This window comes from Streptomyces sp. NPDC048415, assembly GCF_040651675.1.
Taxonomy (GTDB): Bacteria; Actinomycetota; Actinomycetes; order Streptomycetales; family Streptomycetaceae; genus Streptomyces.
Window position 1 is genome coordinate 1 of the sequence record NZ_JBEZKJ010000144.1, and the last position, 15,074, is coordinate 15,074.

At 68.0% G+C, this 15,074-nt stretch carries 17 protein-coding genes and 4 pseudogenes; 8 read left to right on the forward strand and 13 right to left on the reverse strand.

The window, feature by feature from the left end; translation table 11 throughout:
* Positions 1–157: 157 nt before the first annotated feature.
* Positions 158–1,138, forward strand: coding sequence for an IS481 family transposase (locus AB0D27_RS42610; protein WP_362520312.1), 981 nt, complete (start codon positions 158–160; stop codon positions 1,136–1,138).
* Between the two features lie 32 nt (positions 1,139–1,170).
* Here AB0D27_RS42610 and AB0D27_RS42615 read toward each other — a convergent pair whose 3' ends face one another.
* A complete protein-coding gene (locus tag AB0D27_RS42615; protein ID WP_362520315.1) occupies positions 1,171–1,992 on the reverse strand; it encodes a helix-turn-helix transcriptional regulator in 822 nt (273 codons plus the stop codon).
* Between the two features lie 340 nt (positions 1,993–2,332).
* Here AB0D27_RS42615 and AB0D27_RS42620 point away from each other — a divergent pair, with 340 nt between their 5' ends.
* The 3 genes and pseudogenes from AB0D27_RS42620 to AB0D27_RS42630 form a co-directional block, all read left to right on the forward strand.
* Entirely contained in the window at positions 2,333–2,914 is a 582-nt protein-coding gene (locus AB0D27_RS42620; protein WP_362520318.1) for an NAD(P)-binding domain-containing protein, read from the forward strand.
* A gap of 221 nt (positions 2,915–3,135) precedes the next feature.
* On the forward strand, positions 3,136–4,050 hold the full coding sequence (locus tag AB0D27_RS42625; protein WP_362520321.1) for an SDR family NAD(P)-dependent oxidoreductase: 915 nt from the start codon (positions 3,136–3,138) through the stop codon (positions 4,048–4,050).
* 102 nt (positions 4,051–4,152) lie between these two features.
* Positions 4,153–4,263, forward strand: a pseudogene (locus AB0D27_RS42630) (IS481 family transposase); the annotation flags it as partial.
* A gap of 349 nt (positions 4,264–4,612) precedes the next feature.
* On the opposite strand, the gene AB0D27_RS42635 reads toward AB0D27_RS42630, so the two are convergent.
* The 3 genes from AB0D27_RS42635 to AB0D27_RS42645 form a co-directional block, all read right to left on the reverse strand.
* Positions 4,613–4,864: a hypothetical protein gene (locus tag AB0D27_RS42635; RefSeq protein WP_362520323.1), complete on the reverse strand. Its 252-nt coding sequence runs from the start codon at positions 4,862–4,864 to the stop codon at positions 4,613–4,615.
* Positions 4,836–5,819 carry a zinc-binding dehydrogenase gene (locus tag AB0D27_RS42640; RefSeq protein ID WP_362520326.1) on the reverse strand — a complete coding sequence of 328 codons (984 nt, stop codon included), beginning with the start codon at positions 5,817–5,819 and terminating at the stop codon, positions 4,836–4,838. The genes AB0D27_RS42635 and AB0D27_RS42640 overlap by 29 nt, the downstream gene beginning before the upstream one ends.
* Positions 5,820–5,902: 83 nt before the next feature.
* Complete coding sequence (locus AB0D27_RS42645; RefSeq protein WP_362520327.1) at positions 5,903–6,487, reverse strand: helix-turn-helix domain-containing protein; 585 nt, start codon at positions 6,485–6,487, stop codon at positions 5,903–5,905.
* Positions 6,488–7,287: 800 nt separating this feature from the next.
* Between AB0D27_RS42645 and AB0D27_RS42650 the strand changes: the two are divergent.
* Both AB0D27_RS42650 and AB0D27_RS42655 read left to right on the forward strand, forming a co-directional pair.
* Positions 7,288–7,530, forward strand: a pseudogene (locus AB0D27_RS42650) (transposase family protein); the annotation flags it as partial.
* Positions 7,531–7,742: 212 nt separating this feature from the next.
* Positions 7,743–8,156: a CoA-binding protein gene (locus tag AB0D27_RS42655; RefSeq protein WP_362520348.1), complete on the forward strand. Its 414-nt coding sequence runs from the start codon at positions 7,743–7,745 to the stop codon at positions 8,154–8,156.
* Positions 8,157–8,299: 143 nt separating this feature from the next.
* Here the strand turns inward: AB0D27_RS42655 and AB0D27_RS42660 are convergent, their stop codons facing one another.
* Both AB0D27_RS42660 and AB0D27_RS42665 read right to left on the reverse strand, forming a co-directional pair.
* On the reverse strand, positions 8,300–8,767 hold the full coding sequence (locus AB0D27_RS42660; RefSeq protein ID WP_362520330.1) for a hypothetical protein: 468 nt from the start codon (positions 8,765–8,767) through the stop codon (positions 8,300–8,302).
* Between the two features lie 1,063 nt (positions 8,768–9,830).
* Positions 9,831–10,115, reverse strand: coding sequence for a hypothetical protein (locus AB0D27_RS42665; RefSeq protein ID WP_362520351.1), 285 nt, complete (start codon positions 10,113–10,115; stop codon positions 9,831–9,833).
* A 44-nt stretch (positions 10,116–10,159) separates the two neighbouring features.
* On the opposite strand from AB0D27_RS42665, the gene AB0D27_RS42670 reads away from it, so the two are divergent.
* Positions 10,160–10,240 (forward strand): hypothetical protein, encoded by an 81-nt coding sequence (locus AB0D27_RS42670; protein WP_362520350.1) that lies wholly within the window; start codon positions 10,160–10,162, stop codon positions 10,238–10,240.
* Positions 10,241–10,724: 484 nt separating this feature from the next.
* A pseudogene (locus tag AB0D27_RS42675) lies at positions 10,725–10,904 on the forward strand (hypothetical protein); the annotation flags it as partial.
* Positions 10,905–11,075: 171 nt separating this feature from the next.
* On the opposite strand, the gene AB0D27_RS42680 reads toward AB0D27_RS42675, so the two are convergent.
* From AB0D27_RS42680 to AB0D27_RS42710, 7 genes and pseudogenes are all read right to left on the reverse strand, one after another.
* Positions 11,076–11,918, reverse strand: coding sequence for an aminoglycoside phosphotransferase family protein (locus AB0D27_RS42680; protein WP_362520332.1), 843 nt, complete (start codon positions 11,916–11,918; stop codon positions 11,076–11,078).
* 73 nt (positions 11,919–11,991) lie between these two features.
* The gene (locus tag AB0D27_RS42685; RefSeq protein ID WP_362520335.1) at positions 11,992–12,378 is read right to left on the reverse strand and encodes a hypothetical protein; all 387 of its coding nucleotides are present in this window, start codon (positions 12,376–12,378) and stop codon (positions 11,992–11,994) included.
* Between the two features lie 27 nt (positions 12,379–12,405).
* Positions 12,406–13,092, reverse strand: a complete 687-nt coding sequence (locus tag AB0D27_RS42690) for a glycosyltransferase (protein ID WP_362520338.1) — start codon at positions 13,090–13,092, stop codon at positions 12,406–12,408.
* Positions 13,056–13,691: a DUF4231 domain-containing protein gene (locus AB0D27_RS42695; RefSeq protein ID WP_362520341.1), complete on the reverse strand. Its 636-nt coding sequence runs from the start codon at positions 13,689–13,691 to the stop codon at positions 13,056–13,058. Before AB0D27_RS42695 ends, AB0D27_RS42690 begins: the two co-directional genes overlap by 37 nt.
* On the reverse strand, positions 13,634–13,954 hold the full coding sequence (locus AB0D27_RS42700; RefSeq protein WP_362520344.1) for a hypothetical protein: 321 nt from the start codon (positions 13,952–13,954) through the stop codon (positions 13,634–13,636). The genes AB0D27_RS42695 and AB0D27_RS42700 overlap by 58 nt, the downstream gene beginning before the upstream one ends.
* Positions 13,955–14,322: 368 nt before the next feature.
* Positions 14,323–14,871: a GNAT family N-acetyltransferase gene (locus AB0D27_RS42705; RefSeq protein WP_362520346.1), complete on the reverse strand. Its 549-nt coding sequence runs from the start codon at positions 14,869–14,871 to the stop codon at positions 14,323–14,325.
* Between the two features lie 48 nt (positions 14,872–14,919).
* Positions 14,920–15,074, reverse strand: a pseudogene (locus tag AB0D27_RS42710) (IS630 family transposase); the annotation flags it as partial.

The window sequence follows — 15,074 nt, forward strand, 5'->3', positions numbered from 1 at the left end:
CACCAGACTTGACCGCCGGAACCAGCGGAAACAGGATCTCCCACTCCGCATCAGAAAGATCCGTCGAGTAACGGGTACGCAGCCCGCACACCCCAGCCCCCGAAAAATGCGCCACCGCCCCGCTACCAGGCAACTTGCCCGCTGACCGGCTTTTCAGATGCCCTCTAACGCTGCTTTGACGCCTCGTGCCCGTCTGCGCCTGGCGCGTCTGATCGTTGATGACGGCTGGCCGGTCTCCCGGGCGGCCGAGCGCTATGACGTGTCCTGGCCCACCGCCAAGCGGTGGGCCGACCGTTACGCCGAGTCCGGTCCGGCCGCGATGGCCGACCGGTCCTCACGCCCCCACCACAGCCCGGCCCGCACCATGCCGCCGCAGGTCCGCAGGATCGTGCACCTGCGCTGGAAGCAGCGGCTGGGCCCGGTCCAGATCGCCGGACGGCTGGGCATGCCCGCCTCGACCGTCCACGCGGTCCTGACCCGGTGCCGGATCAACCGGCTGTCCCACATCGACCGCGTCACTGGCGAACCGGTCCGCCGCTACGAACACGACCACCCCGGCGCGATGCTCCACATCGACGTCAAAAAGCTCGGGAACGTGCCCGACGGCGGCGGCTGGCGCTATGTCGGACGCGTCCAGGGTCGCAAAAACCGTGCCGCAACACCGGACAGGCCCCGCAACAAATACCGAGGACCGCTGCTGGGAACCGCGTTCGTCCACACCGTCGTCGACGACCACTCCCGAGTCGCCTATGCCGAGATCTGCGACGACGAGACAGCCGCCACCGCAGTCGGTGTGCTGCGCCGCGCGGTCGGCTGGTTCGCCGCCCGCGGGGTGAGCATCGAGCGGGTCCTCACGGATAACGGCTCGGCCTACCGCTCCCGGCACTGGACACACGCCTGCACCGAACTCGCCATCACGCCGAAGAAGACCCGGGCCTACCGGCCCCAGACGAACGGCGAAATCGAACGCTTCCACCGCACCCTCGCCGACGGCGGGGCGCTGGGACGCTTCTACGCCAGCGAATCAGCCCGCCGCAAAGCCCTGCCGGCCTGGCTCCATCACTACAATCACCACCGCCCTCACACCGCGACCGGCGGCAAACGGGCAATACAGGTGTTCTGTCCCGGGAGGTTGTGAACGGTGGCTGGTCCGGGAGCGGCGTTGGTTCGCTACACACTGAGGGCGTCGGCGAGTTGGGCCAGTTTCTGGGCGGATGGGCTGCCGGGATCGGCGTGGTGTACGACGAGGAGTTGGCCGTCGGTACCGGCGAGGAGGAGTCGTTCGTAACGCAGCTCCAGCCGCCCCACCTGCGGATGGTCTATCTGTGAGGCGCCGGCGCCCCGGGGGCTGACGTCGTGGCGGGCCCACAGACGGCGGAAGGTCTCGCTGTCTGCGGAGAGTTCGTTCACCAACTCGACGATGTGTGGATCACTGTCATCCGGGCCGATGAGGGCGCGAAGGCTGGCGACGGCGCGGATGGTCATCTCTCCCCAGTTGAGGTAAAGGGAGTGCATGCGCGGGTCGAGGAATGCGGACCGTACGGCATTTGTGCCTGGCTCGTTGCTGGGAGACAGAGCGATGGCCAGGGGGTTGGCCGTCAGTACGTCCATGTAGCGGTTCAAGACCACGGCAGGGGTGCCCGCCCAGGATGTATTGATCAGTTGCTGGATGCCGGAAGGTACGTCCTCGTCGTCGGGGTTCGGGCTGCCGTGTCGCGGAGCGGGGGTGGCGAGGGCATGCAGGTGCCGGGTCGCGTCCAGGTCGAGCTGGAGTACGCGGGCGAGGGCATCGAGGACGGACGGTGAGGGGTTCTGGTCGCGTCCTTGTTCCAGGCGCAGGTAGTACTCGCTGCTGATGCCGGCGAGCAGGGCGACTTCCTCGCGGCGCAGGCCGGGCACGCGGCGGCGGCCACCGCCGGGCAGGCCGACTTCCTTGGGGTCGACGAGGTCACGACGTGCTCGGAGATAGTTGCCGAGGTGGTTGGCGCTCACGTGCTCCACGGTACGAGGCATTCCGCCCCCACCCTCGTCGACTCCGTCGGCTGATGATCCGTGGCCGGGTTTCCTGGTCCTGGCGCTACCAGTGTTGATACGGCCCTGGCTGGGGTCGAGACGCGGAGCAACGATGACAGGGACAAGCAATATGGAATGTTTCGATTTCCGTGTACATGACCCTATCTGGAAGGTGGCCGCAGTGAGCAGCCCCGAACAGCAGAGTTCGGCCGTCGGCTTCATCGGCCTGGGAGACCAGGGCGCACTCATGGGCCAGGCGATCGGGGATCGTGGTTTCGGCCTTCACGTGTGAGCCCGGCGCCCGACGTCGCTGGAGGCGGTGGCAGACGTCCCGCATACCGTTCACGCCACGGTCGTCGATCTCGTGGCCACCAGCGACATCCTGGCGCTGTGCCTGCGCGATGACAGCGAGATCTGGGACGTTCTGAATACCCCGGAGGTACGCGAGCACCTCCGGCCGGGGACGGTGGTTGTCAATCACGGCACCGGGGATCCGGGCGAGAACGTGAAGATCGCCGAGTCTCTGCGCGGCCTTGGCGCCTCCTACTTGGATGCTCCGGTCAGCGGCGGCGGCCCGGGGGCGAAGGCACGCACCCTGACCACGTTCGTCGGCGGCGACGAGGGCGCCTTCGAGCGGTGCTCCCCGGTATTCGCCACCTTCTCCACCCGAGTCAGCCGCATGGGCCCGGTCGGGAGCGGTCAGATGACCAAGCTCCTCAATAACGCCATGACGATGTCGAGCCTGAAGAACGCCGTGGACCTGGTCCGCCTCGCCCAGCTGCTCTACTTGGACATCCCGGCCGGTCTCGACGTGACCTCCGACAGCAGCGGAGGCAGCGCCTCACTGCGGGCGCTCGGCACCGTCAGTACCCCCGAGATCGCCCCCCACCTGAGGGCCTGATGCGCAAGGACATCGAGCACTTCGCCGCCGCCGTACGAGCCCAGGGTCTCGACCCGGAGGTACTGCGCCGCCGTGCACTGGCTGGCGTCGACGGCCTTGTGGAGGCGGTCACCCTCGCAACCGCACCAGGCCACGCGGCCTGCCCCACCCACCGTCTGATGCCCACCGCGCCGGCACCCCGAACTTCCACTCCAACGCAGTCTCGCGAAAGAAATCTGATCATGGCTCGCATCACGACCCCCTTCGGCTTCTCCTCCACCGCTGACGAAGTAGCCCGCGGCATCGACCTGTCCGGACGGCGCGCGATCGTCACCGGCGCCACCTCAGGCATCGGCATCGAGACCGCCCGGACCCTGGCAGCCACCGGCGTCCAGGTGACGCTGGCCGTACGCAACACGGCAGGCGGTGAAGCAACCGCTGCCGACATCACCGCGACCACCGGCAACAAGGACATCCACGTAGCCCGCCTCGACGTCTCGGACCGCACCTCGGTGGACGCCTTTGTGCAGGCGTGGGACGGGTCGCTCCACCTCTTGGTCAACAACGCCGGGATCATGGCCACGCCCGAACTCGAACGCACCGCCGAAGGCTGGGAGATGCAGTTCGCCACCAACCACCTCGGCCACTTCGCCCTGGCCACCGGCCTGCACGACGCGCTGGCCGCCGACGGCAACGCCCGCATGGTGGTTGTCAGCTCCAGCGGCCATCTGATCTCCCCGGTTGTCTTCGACGACATCAACTTCCACTACCGCCCCTACGACCCGCTGGTGGCCTACGGGCAGTCCAAGACCGCCACCGTGCTCTTCGCCGTCGAGGCCAGCCGCCGCTGGGCGGCCGACGGGATCACCGCCAACGCCCTCATGCCCGGCGCTATCGCCACCAACCTCCAGCGCCACACCGGCGGCCTCAAGACCCCGCCCGAGCGCCGCAAGTCCCCCCAGCAGGGCGCCGCAACCTCCGTGCTGCTGGCCACCTCCCCTCAGCTGAACGGCATCGGCGGCCGCTACTTCGAAGACTGCAACGAAGCCATCCCGGTGTCCGACGGCAACGGCTGGGCCGGCGGCGTCGCACCGTACGCACTCGACACCGCCAACGCGGAACGCCTGTGGGAGGAGTCCCTGCGACTCCTGTCCTGATCCCCTCCGCTACCCACTCGCGGCCACCCTCACCATGGCCGGGCGCACCAGCTACCACTCGTGCGCTCGGCCGCCTCCATGTGTAGATCCAGAAAGACGTTCATGCCCCACCGCAATGCGCCCCTGACCGAAACCGGCCGCCTCCGCCTGACTCTCTGTGTGGTACGGGATGGCTGGCTGCTACGACGGTCAGCCGAACGCTTCCAAGTCTCGGGTTCGAAGCGTACGCAGTCTGGGCGGACCTCGCCGGCTGCTGACTCGTATCCTGCGACGGCACGCCACCCCGGGTTTCCTCGGGATTGGTCGGGGCCAGCAGGCCATCGCCAGGCCACAGGGTGCAGCCCGCTTCCGCCCAAGCCAGTTGCTTGCCGACCTCGATCAGGACCTCGATACGGTCGGCGAGTCCGTACGCCTGATACCGCCCGGCCCTCGGGTCGTAGGCCCGCACCTGGCTGTCAGGGCCAGAGCACACCAGGGCGCGGGCGATGTCCGGCAGGCCCAGGCTGAGCGCGTCGCAGTCACCGTCGCGGATGAGGTGGAGCAGGTCCCCGGTGACCACCTCCTAGTCGCCGACCTCCGGCCAGCCCGCACCGCCGCCCAGTGCGTGGGTGAGCGTGGACAGCGGCACGATCTCGCCCTGTCGGCGGCCGCGGGTGAGGCGGTCGTGGATGCGGGTGCCGTCGGGCTGCCGAATGCGCGGGTGCCGCAGGAAGGCTGCGGCCCGTTTGTTGGCCAGTCTGGCCGGGTCGCGTTGTCGCAGCGCGGAGAGTACCCGGCCTGGGGGTTCAGTCGAGGGTGACGACCATCTTGCCAAGGGCTTCTCCGGCCTCCATGGCCCGGTGGGCTTCGACGATCTCGTCGAAGCGGAAGATGCGGGTGGGACGCGCCCGGAGGGCACCGGCTGCGACTTTGGCGTAGATCTCGTCCAACGGCACGTCGGTGAGCGCGAATGCGGGGGTGCCCAGGACGAAGGCGCTGCCGAAGAAGCTGAGCCGGACGCCGCTGGGGAGATCGGTGATCGGGTCGAAGTCCCGCACCGGGTCGAAGCCGCCCAGGAAGCCGAGCTGGCACACCCGGCCACGGGGTCGGACCAGGGCCAGCGAGTCGCGCAGGACGTTGTTGCCGACGACGTCGAACACCGCGTCGACGCTGACCTCCCGCTCCCTGACCTGGGCGGCGAGCGCGCCGTCGTCGTCGATGAGCACGTCGTCGGCCCCGAGCTGCTTCAACAGCGGTGCGTGCGCCGGGTTCCGGGTCGTGGCGAGCACCGTCGCGCCGTGGTCGACGGCGAGGTTGACGGCGGCCTGGCCGAGCGAGGAGGTCGCTCCCCGCACCACGATCGTCTCGCTCGGCCGCAGGTCCAGATTGCCGAAGAGGCCGCTCCACGCCGTCGCGTACACCTCGGGGACCGCGGCCAGGCCGGCCCAGTCCAGCGGCGAGTCCACGGCCACCACGTTGGTCGCCGGCACGGTCACCAGCTGCGCGTAGCTGCCGTTGCGGGTCCGGCCCATGCCGCCGAGGATCGCCACCACCCGGGTCCCGACGGGGAGTTCGCCGGACGGGTCGGCCTCGACCACCCCGGCGCACTCGATCCCGGGGACGGCCGCCACCTCTCCCCAGGCCCCGCCGCGCATGTACGCCTCGGCGTGGTTGAGGCCGAACGCCTTGACCCGGATCAGCACTTCGCCGTCGGTGGGCACCGGGTCGGGCAGTTCGGTGAGGGTGAGCACCTCGGGGCCGCCGTGGGCGGAAATGACGATGGCCTTCATGTCGTGACTCCATTCTTGAGCGCATATTCAACTATTGGGGCGAAAAAAGAGCCACCGCGTACGGTGGCCCGCGTGGCTGGCCGTCAGCCGAGAGCGGTGAAGGCGTTGTCGACGATCGCCCGCAGGAGCGTCTCGTCGGGATTCGCCTTCCCGACGACCATCAGCCCCTGGCACGTCGCGACCAGCAGCTTGGCGCTGCCCGTGCAGTCCAGCGAGGCGCGCACCTGGCCCCTGCGAACCGCGTTCTCCAGCGCGTGGGTCATGCACCGCTCGAGCCGGGCCAGATGGCCGCGTACGACGGCCGCCGCCTCGTCGTCCTCGGCGGCCTTCTCGATCGCCGTGTTGACGAGCAGGCAGCCTTGCCGGCCCTCGGGGCTGAGCAGGTCGCGCACCAGCCCGTCGAAGTAGCCGCGGATCTCAGCCACCGAGGCGCCCGAAGCCTCCAGCTCGCCCAGCTTCTCCGGGACGACCAGCCTGGAGTAACGCTCCAACGACTTCAGGAACAGGGCGTGCTTACCGCCCGGGAAGGCGCTGTAGAGGCTGCCCGGCTTGACCCCGGTCGCCTTCACCAGATCCTCGATGGACGTCGCCCGGTAGCCGCGCTCCCAGAACCGCAGCATGGCCACGTCCAGGACAGTGTCGGGCTCGAACTCTCGGGGTCTGGGCATGAGGCAAACATACATGAGCGGCCATTCAAGAACAACCTCTGCCGTTCGGAGAGAGGAATGTGCGGCAACGCGAAGCGTGACCGCCGCCAGTGGCAGCTGGCGTCCGACCCTCGGCTCGGCCCGTTCGGACGGCAGCTGCAGCGGTGGGAGAGGGAACGCTCCCGCGCCGTGCGCGGCGGGCATGTCTGCTCCGACGTGGCCTGCACGGCCGACTGCGAGCCCGTGCTCATCCGGGAACGGACCGGATGGGGATGGATCGACTGGACCGTCCCCGCTGACGGCAATCTCCCCAAACGGCCGCACCGGATCGCCGTGTTGACCCCGATCGCGACACGCGCCCAGCACCTGGGCCTGCGCTGGCTGGCCAGGCGTCCCGCCCGCCGTGTCGGGCTCGGCTCCATCTCCATGCGGGTCGTTGGCTTACACCTCCGCGTACACCGAGACGAGCGTGGTGCGGATCGCATCGAGCCGGTCGCGGCCGTAGCGGACGAACTGGAGGGCGGCTTCGGACACTCTGTCTCCCTAAGGGTGTTGAGCGGTGCGGATGCGGTCGTTCCAGGCCGTGGTCGCGGCCGCGTCTGGAGCGCGCATGTTGAGGGCGGCGGTGAACTTCCTCAGCAGATAGGGGACGCGGCCGCCGCTGGCGTCAGCCAGTTCCCAGACATCAGCAGCGGTGGGGGAGGCGAGGTCGATATCTTCCTGGCCGAGCTGCGCAAGCGCGAGCTGCGCGGTGTAGTAGACACGCGGTGCTGGTCGGGGTGCGTGACGTCAACTCCCGTGTGGAGACAGTGTTTTAGAGGTTGTCGGCACTGGTCGTCGAGGATGTGGCGGACGAGGGCGAGGTGATCCACCTGTCGGCGCGAACCCGGGAGGAATCGGTGCCGTGCCCGATGTGCGGGACGCCGACCGCGAGGGTGCATGGTGTCCACGGGCGCACAGTGGCGGACGTACCGGTGGACGCTCGGCGGGTGGTGATATCGGTGCAGGCGCGGCGTCTGGTCTGCTCGGTGTTGGGCTGCCCGAGACGGACCTTCCGTAGTCAGTGTTCCAGGCCTTGGTCTGCTGCTGCGCGCGAGCGTGCCGTAGGACCTCGGTCATCTCTCTCGAGTACGGGAGCTATTGCATACAGTATTCAAACGGGCTAACGTCTACTCATGCGGCTGACGAAGTCCACAGACCTGGCACTCCCCATGATCGTGCGGTTGGCGGTATCTGGTGCGGAACTCACTACCGCACGGCGGTGCCGGGCATGACGATTTATGGCGATGACACGACAATAAGGCAGATTCTCACCGCTGCCGGAGACACCTGGGCCGTGGTGGGCCTGTCCGACAACCCCGAACGGGCCGCTTACCGCGTGGCCGAAAAGCTGCAGCGCATCGGCAAGAGGGTGGTGCCCGTGCACCCAAAGGCCGAGACGGTGCACGGTGAGCAGGGCTACGCTTCCCTTGCGGAGATCCCTTTCCCGGTAGATGTGGTGGACGTGTTCGTCAACTCCGACCTCGCCGGAGGCATCAGCGACCAGGCTGTGGCGATCGGCGCCAAGGCGGTCTGGTTCCAGGTGGGCGTCATAGACGAGGCCGCCTACGACAGGACTTGCGAGGCTGGCCTGCTGATGGTGATGGACCGCTCCCCGGGACGGGAGATACCCCGGCTGGGGCTGGGCTGACGCTGCCCCGAGGGGCCCCGTCTTCAGACGGGCCCCTCGCGCGCCGAAAACGGAGGGACTTGAACCCTCGGCGGCTTGCGCCCGTGGGCGCGGTGGCGCACGGCGGGACCGGCCTGGCACCGGCCACTCCCGCCGCAGCCGGTTCAGGACCCGGCGGGCCGGAACTGCACGAGGTAGCGCTCCACACCGTGGCCGGTGCCTTCGCCCTCCGACAGGGCCGCGGCCTCGGCCCGGCCTGCACAGTGGACACGGACGTTCCACGAACCGCCGGAATCCGCCAGCGTGATCAGGTCGTCCATCCGGCCCGTGTGCATGGACCACACGGCTACCTGACCACTGGTCGACTCAAATTTGGCTTCGGCCATCTCGTCCCAGTCGGCCCGGTTCTGCTGGGGCGGTGGCCCGTCCCACACTTCGACGCTGACCGCGGCGGTGTGGGTATGGCCGCCGCTGCTGATATCCAGGCGCCCTGGGTGAGTGCTGAGGAACACGTGCCGGTTGAAGTCGTCCGGGAAGGGAACCGGCAGGTCCGCGTCATCGGACTCCTGCAACCCGAAGGCGTGAAAGCCCACGTACGCATTCACATCCTGCTGCCGCACAAGCTCTGCCATGAGCGCCCCTTCGACATCACACACGACTGGCCATCCCCGAGATCGTAGGCCCGTCTTGATGGCGCTCCTTGAATCTCCTCAGGTGTCGCTCTTGAGCCGGCCAAACCTGCTCAGTTGATCTCCCCACCCATTGCGTGATCTTTCTGGGCGTGTCTGGATGCTCCGGTCTCGGCTCGGACAGCCTCTCTGCGCGACGGGTTCGGCCCGTTCGAGGGGCCTGGATGCTCACGTGGGAGGAAGACGTGGATGCTCATGCGCTGCGTCGTCAGGGCTGGTCGATCTCGGCGATCGCCCGGCATCTGGGGCACGACCGCAAGACGATCCGCGCCTGTCTGAACGGCGAGCGGGTCTCGAGATATCGGCGTCAGTCGCCGGACGCGTTCATGCCTTTCTTGGAGTACTGCGGCCAGCGGCTGAGCGACGACCCGCATTTGTGGGCATCGACGCTCTTCGAGGAGGTCGTCGAACTCGGCTACGAAGCGGCTACTCCACTTTCACCTGGGCTCTGCGGCGGTATCAGGCACGCCCGCACTGCGAACCGTGTCGGGCCTCGACTGGCAGAGACGTGGCGATCATCGCGCATCCGCCGGGCGAGGAGATCCAGTTCGACTGGGTGGAACTGCCCGACCCGCCTGAGGAGTGGGGCGTCGGCGTCCACGCGCATCTCCTCGTCGGTGCCCTGTCTCATTCCGGACGATGGCGGGCCGTGCTCGCAGAGGTCGAGACGTTCCCGCATCTCGTTCAGGCCCTCGATTCGGTGCTGCGACGCTTGGGCGGGACTGCCCGCAGGTGGCGGTTCGACCACATGGCCACGGTCTGTCATCCGCCGACCGGACGGCTCTTGCCGACTTTCACTGCCGTCGCGAAGTACTACGGAACCGGCGTTGACATCTGCCCTCCGCGTCGTGGCAACCGCAAGGGGGTGGTGGAGAAGGCCAACGACTCGGCGGCACGACGCTGGTGGCGAACGGTTCCGGACGGCATCAGCATCGAAGCCGGACAGAATGGCATCGACAAACTGGCCGTGCAGATGGACAGCCGCAAACGCAAGATCGACGGAGCATCAACTACCGTCGGTGCACTTGCCGAGGCCGAGCCGTTGCTCGAGCTGCCGACCCGCCCGTTCCCAGCCGATCTGGAACAGATGCGGACCGTCAGCCCGCAAGGGCTGGTGTCCTTCGCCGGGAACTATTGCTCCGTCCCACCAGGGCTGACCGGCGCCCAAGTCACGGTCCGGGTCCGGCTCGGCGAGGACGACCTGCATGTGGTCACAGCCGGACGCGCGATCATCGCCCAGCACCGCCGGGCACCGGACGGGGCCGGGCAGACCATCCGCGATTCCGGACACGTCATCGCCAGAAGTCGAGCACGATCCTCACGACCAATGTCCGCATCGCCGACTGGGCCGGTGCCTTCGGCGATGCGACCGTCGCTGCCGCCATGCTGGACCGGCTCCCGCACCGGGCGCAGTAGTCGGTATCGATGGCCCGTCCTACCGCCTCCGCTCGCACCAGGCCCACTCCGACAACCTCCGCAAAGGGGTGACCGGGCGTGCTGGCTGAACTCCGAGACTGTCCGATCTGCTGGACCCAGTTCCAGGTCAACCCACAGGCAGCCACCCGCCATACCTACTGCTCGCCCCGCTGCAAAGCAGAAGCAGCCCGCCGCCGACGGCGCGAGCGCGACGACGCCAACGAGAGCGTCGAATCAGAGCCGGCCGGGCCCTCCCTGCCCGAGCCCACCGCGCTGACCCCTACCGCAACCCGCAACTGCCCCCACTGCGACAAACCAATCACCATCGTCGCTCTGCTTGCCACCCCCGAGGCCGCCCGTCCCACCATCCCCGCAACGAGCCCTGACGTGATTCCCATGCGCAGAGGCTGAACTCGCCCCGGAGAAACCCGCGCGACATGACCAGTAGCCGTTCACTATCGTCGCCCTGAGGAAGGACGTGGGCATGGCACTGGCGAAAAAGAGGTCACGGCGCGTAACCGTCGACGGCACCATCTACCGATGGAGACTTCGCGGAAGGCCGTCCTATGCTCAGGGCCTGGTCTGGTCTCCCCTCACCTACGCGGTCGAGCACGCCGAAACTCCTGGCACCACTCTGGTGATCACGACCAACCAGCCTCACCCAAGCATTTCCGTGCAGCCAACAGGACCCTAGACAAGTCCCATCGTTGCAGGTCAGAAGCACTATCCGCTTATCTGATCAAGGCATGGACGAGCACGCTCATGAAAGCCCGAGGCTAGCCGAATTGCGTAGCAGAGTCGCGGAGGGGGACAAAGCAGCCCCTCTGTCCCGAGGTCAGCCCAGTCCGCAGCGGTCGAGCGATGCACGAACTCGGTTGAGCCCCTCCGCTCTCCAGTGGTCCCGGTCGGGCATCTGGTCCTCCCGGCGCCAGCGCCAGGCCGAGAACATGGCCCAGTCCACGGCACGGCACCGGTGAATCAGGTCCTTGTCAGCCCCCACATAGTGCTGCTCCACTTCGTCGGGCGCATGGGCTAGGTCGAACTCGACCGGCCCACGGCAGCACGTGGCGAGGTCCACGAAAAGCGGCCCCCTCTTCGTGTTGAGGAGGTTGCCCGGATGGGGCTCGCCGTGCAGCAACTGGTCGCTGACCTTGGTCGCGCTGATCGCGGCGCTCAGTTCGCTCAGTGTACGGCTGAGGAGTTCCCGGTCGGCATCGGGCAGTTCGGGGGACTGCTCCCGGTCATTCACCTCTCTCAGCGCCCCGGCGACTCGATCGGTGAAATGCGGGGCGTCCAGATCGACCTGGCGCAGGGCGGCATGGTGCCGCATGAGCACGTCCGCGTAGTCGGCAGGAGCGATCTCCATTTCCACGGGTTCGTAGTAGGTCCACAATGAGACGGCGAAGTCATCGCGCACATAGACGCGGCGGTCGACCTGAGGCTCCAGCTCGGCCAGCGGAGCGTCGACATCCGCGAGACGGCGAGCGACCTCTACTTCGAACTCAGAGTCAGCCAGATGCCCCAAAGGCGCGACCCGAGCCAGAACATCGCAAGGGACCAGGCGCAGCGCGACGCGGTCCGAGTTGTTGATGACGACCACATCGTCGACCCGAAGGCCCAGATCCGAAGCGGTCGCTCGTCCTGCCTCGACTGCGCGACGGAGTTCCGAAGGCTCCATGTCGTTCTCCTCATCGGCGGGTACACATACACGTCCGGGGACGACAACGACGCTCCCCATGTCTTCGTGAACATCATCCGGCACCCGGACCCGGAGAGGGCCGCTCCCAGTCGGCTCCGCTGTAAAGCCGGACGCCCAGTCCCGGGGCAGCCGCCTCGGCCAGCACCGCCAGCTCGGTACGTTTGCCCTCGTCGACCAGGGCGACCGTGCCCGCGCCGTTCGCCACCGCGTCCTGGACGGCCGGCAGCGGGTCGTCCGACCCCGGCACGCGGACGACGAGAAGGCCGGTCATGTCCACCGTCGCCGGCCCGCCGTCGAACCCGCGGTAGACATCGACGTAGTCGACGTCCCGGGACGGGTCCATGCCCGGTACGAGACGCTCCAGCGCCGAGGCATCCCCGTGACTGTCCACGAAGCGGCGAAGGTTGGCCTTCCATCCGGCGAACCGCTCGGCTGTCATCGTGCGGTCATGGTGCAGGTGCGCGCCCTAGGCGGCGCGAGAGTACGCCCATCGCGCGCCGTGCCTGGCGAGTCGGTAGGCGAGCTCCTGGTCTTCGAGGCCCCACCCGACGAACGACTCGTCGAATCCGGTCGGCGCGGCCCGCTCCAGGAACCACCGGTCGACCGACACGTTGCATCCGTACGCGAGCGACCAGGGATGGGCCAGACACGCCATGTTGTAGGAGTAGACATCAAGAAGGGCCTCGCGGCTGTCCCGGCGGAGTACGTCGCCGCCGGCTGGGCCGGTGAAGCCGGGCGGCAGGTGGCGGCGGCCGCCGACCACCACGGTGTCGTTGACGGCCTCGTGCAGGCGCAGGTGCTCGGCGAGGAAGTCGGGCTCCACGAGCATGTCGGAGTCGAGGAAGACGACGACGTCGCCCGTCGCCACCTGCAGACCGGCATTGCGGGCGCCGCTACGGCCACGCGTCGCGCCGAGCGAGACCACCTGAGCGCCGCCGGCCGCGACGGCAGCGGTGGCGTCGGTCGAGCCGTCGTCGACGACCACGATCTGCACGTCACTGTTGCAACCGGCCGCCGCGGCCGCCAGCCTCGGCATGACCAGGCCCAGTTCGTCCTGGCTGCAGCGAGCCGGTATCACCACCGACACGGACCGTCGTCGCCGGCCCAGCGCCACGTTCACGCGCTCGTGCAGCTGCGAGACGGTGTCGCGCAACGACCAGGAGATCCGGTTCCAAGCCACCATGCCGAGCCGCAAAGATGCCTCTGGCCGTGCGGCGTCGAGTTCGAGCCCGGCCTGGTGCCGCCGTGCGCGCTGCGCCGGTGACGCCCACAGGTGAAGGCGCAGCGCGGCCCGCGGGAACGCCTGGCTGGCGCCACGCCGTCCGGTTCGGTGTCCTTGTAGTCGCCGACCCCGTATTCGTGGCCGTTGAGCTGTTCCTCGATGGCGTCGGCGGTCTGCTGCAGGAAGTAGGCCCGCTCCCGGTACTGGTAGTAGCCGGTGACTGCCGCGGACACGGTGATGGTGAAGCTGACGGCAATCGTGATCATCCTCTGCCAGGTCAGCTGCTCGGCGTCGAGGGAGGACACGGTGGTGACCACGGCGGAGCCCACCATGATGACGGTCTGCAGCGAGTTGTGGACGCGACGGTAGCGGCGGCTTTCGCCCTGGTACTGCTGGATGATCCCGTGGACGTCGTCGCGGTAGCGGCAACGCCGGTCGCCAAGGTCTGGGTACTCGTCCGCCCGGGCCATCGCTAGTTCTGATCGGAGCGACTCAGCCAGCGCTTCCAGCTCTGGCAGGGGCTTGAACACGGTGCGCTCACCGTCCCCGGCATCCCGGGGCCTGTGTCCCACACGCCGAACCACAGCGCGGCCGACAGCAGCAGGACCAGCCCGCAGCCGATGGCGGGTTTCACGGACGGGAAGGAGATCCCCCAGGCCAGGATGGTGCCGGCCGTCTCGGCCAGGAACGCCACCGTGCCGACGACGACGCACACGCGTTGGGTCCGGGTGATGAACCGCACCTTCGCGATGGCGCGTTCCATGTTGAGCAGGGCCACCGTCAAGTACAGCAAGTCCCGTTCCTGCGGCAGCTCGTCTTCGTCGCCGTCGTCCGCGAGCGCGGCGTCCGCGTTCGCTATCCGGCGTGGGAAGTCGCCGTCGATATGGCGGGGCCACCTGGTGCGCCCCTCCTTCTTCGAATCTGGTCAGTGGGCCAGGCGGGGCGAGGCGCACAGCGAACTCCCCAGTGCCACCTGCCTGTTGGCGACCACGATGACCTTGCCATGAACGGCTCGGTGCCGACGAGACGGCACAAGGGCGCCGTCTCGGTCATTTCGCAGCGAGAGCCGGGCAGTGTGCCGACTGGCCGTGTGCTGGCGTCGGCTGCTGCACAGGATCACGACGTTCACGACACGTTTCCTGATCTGAGAGAAACGGCTGCTCAACCGGACAGCGTGACCGAGGACCACACGCCGAACCACTGCTCGGCGCCGTACTCCTCGAACCGCTCCACCTCGGTGAACCCCAGCTTCGCCGCGAGGCGCATTGCGCGGTCGTTAGCGGTCTGGGTGCAGAGCACCACAGGCTCGCTGGGAAGCGCGTCGGCGAACCAGTCGAGTGCCGCTGCGCACGCCTCGGCGGCGTACCCGCATCCCCACGCCTCCGCCAGGAACATGTAGCCGAGCTCCGCCTCCCCGGCATCTGGACGGACGTGACCGGGACGCTCTGCGTCGCGCCGATCGAGCGTGATCATGCCGATCATCGCTCCGTCGAGATCGATCACGAAAAGGCCTGGGCGCCGCCCGGGCACCTCAGGCACCGCGCGTTCGAGCTCATCACGCGGTCGAGGGCCACCTATGTATGTGCCCACCTCTGGCGATGCGAACAGCTCGACGAACGCGGCACGGTCCCGGACCTCGGACTCGCGGAGCACGAGCCGTTCGGTCCTTATCGGAGCCGATGGCCAGGCGACAGGTCCGAGTTCAGTCATGGCGGGCAACCTATCGCACGCCCGTGAGAGTGATCCGAAAGAGAAGACCTAGTGTCCTGCGCCAGAGATCCGTCGGCAGAGGCGGGCGAGGGAGTCGAGGATTTCTTTGGCTGTTTTGGTCCAGATGAACGGCTTGGGGTCTTCGTTCCAGTTCTTGACCCAGGTCCGGATGTCGGCTTCGAGGGCCTGGATGTTCTTGTGTG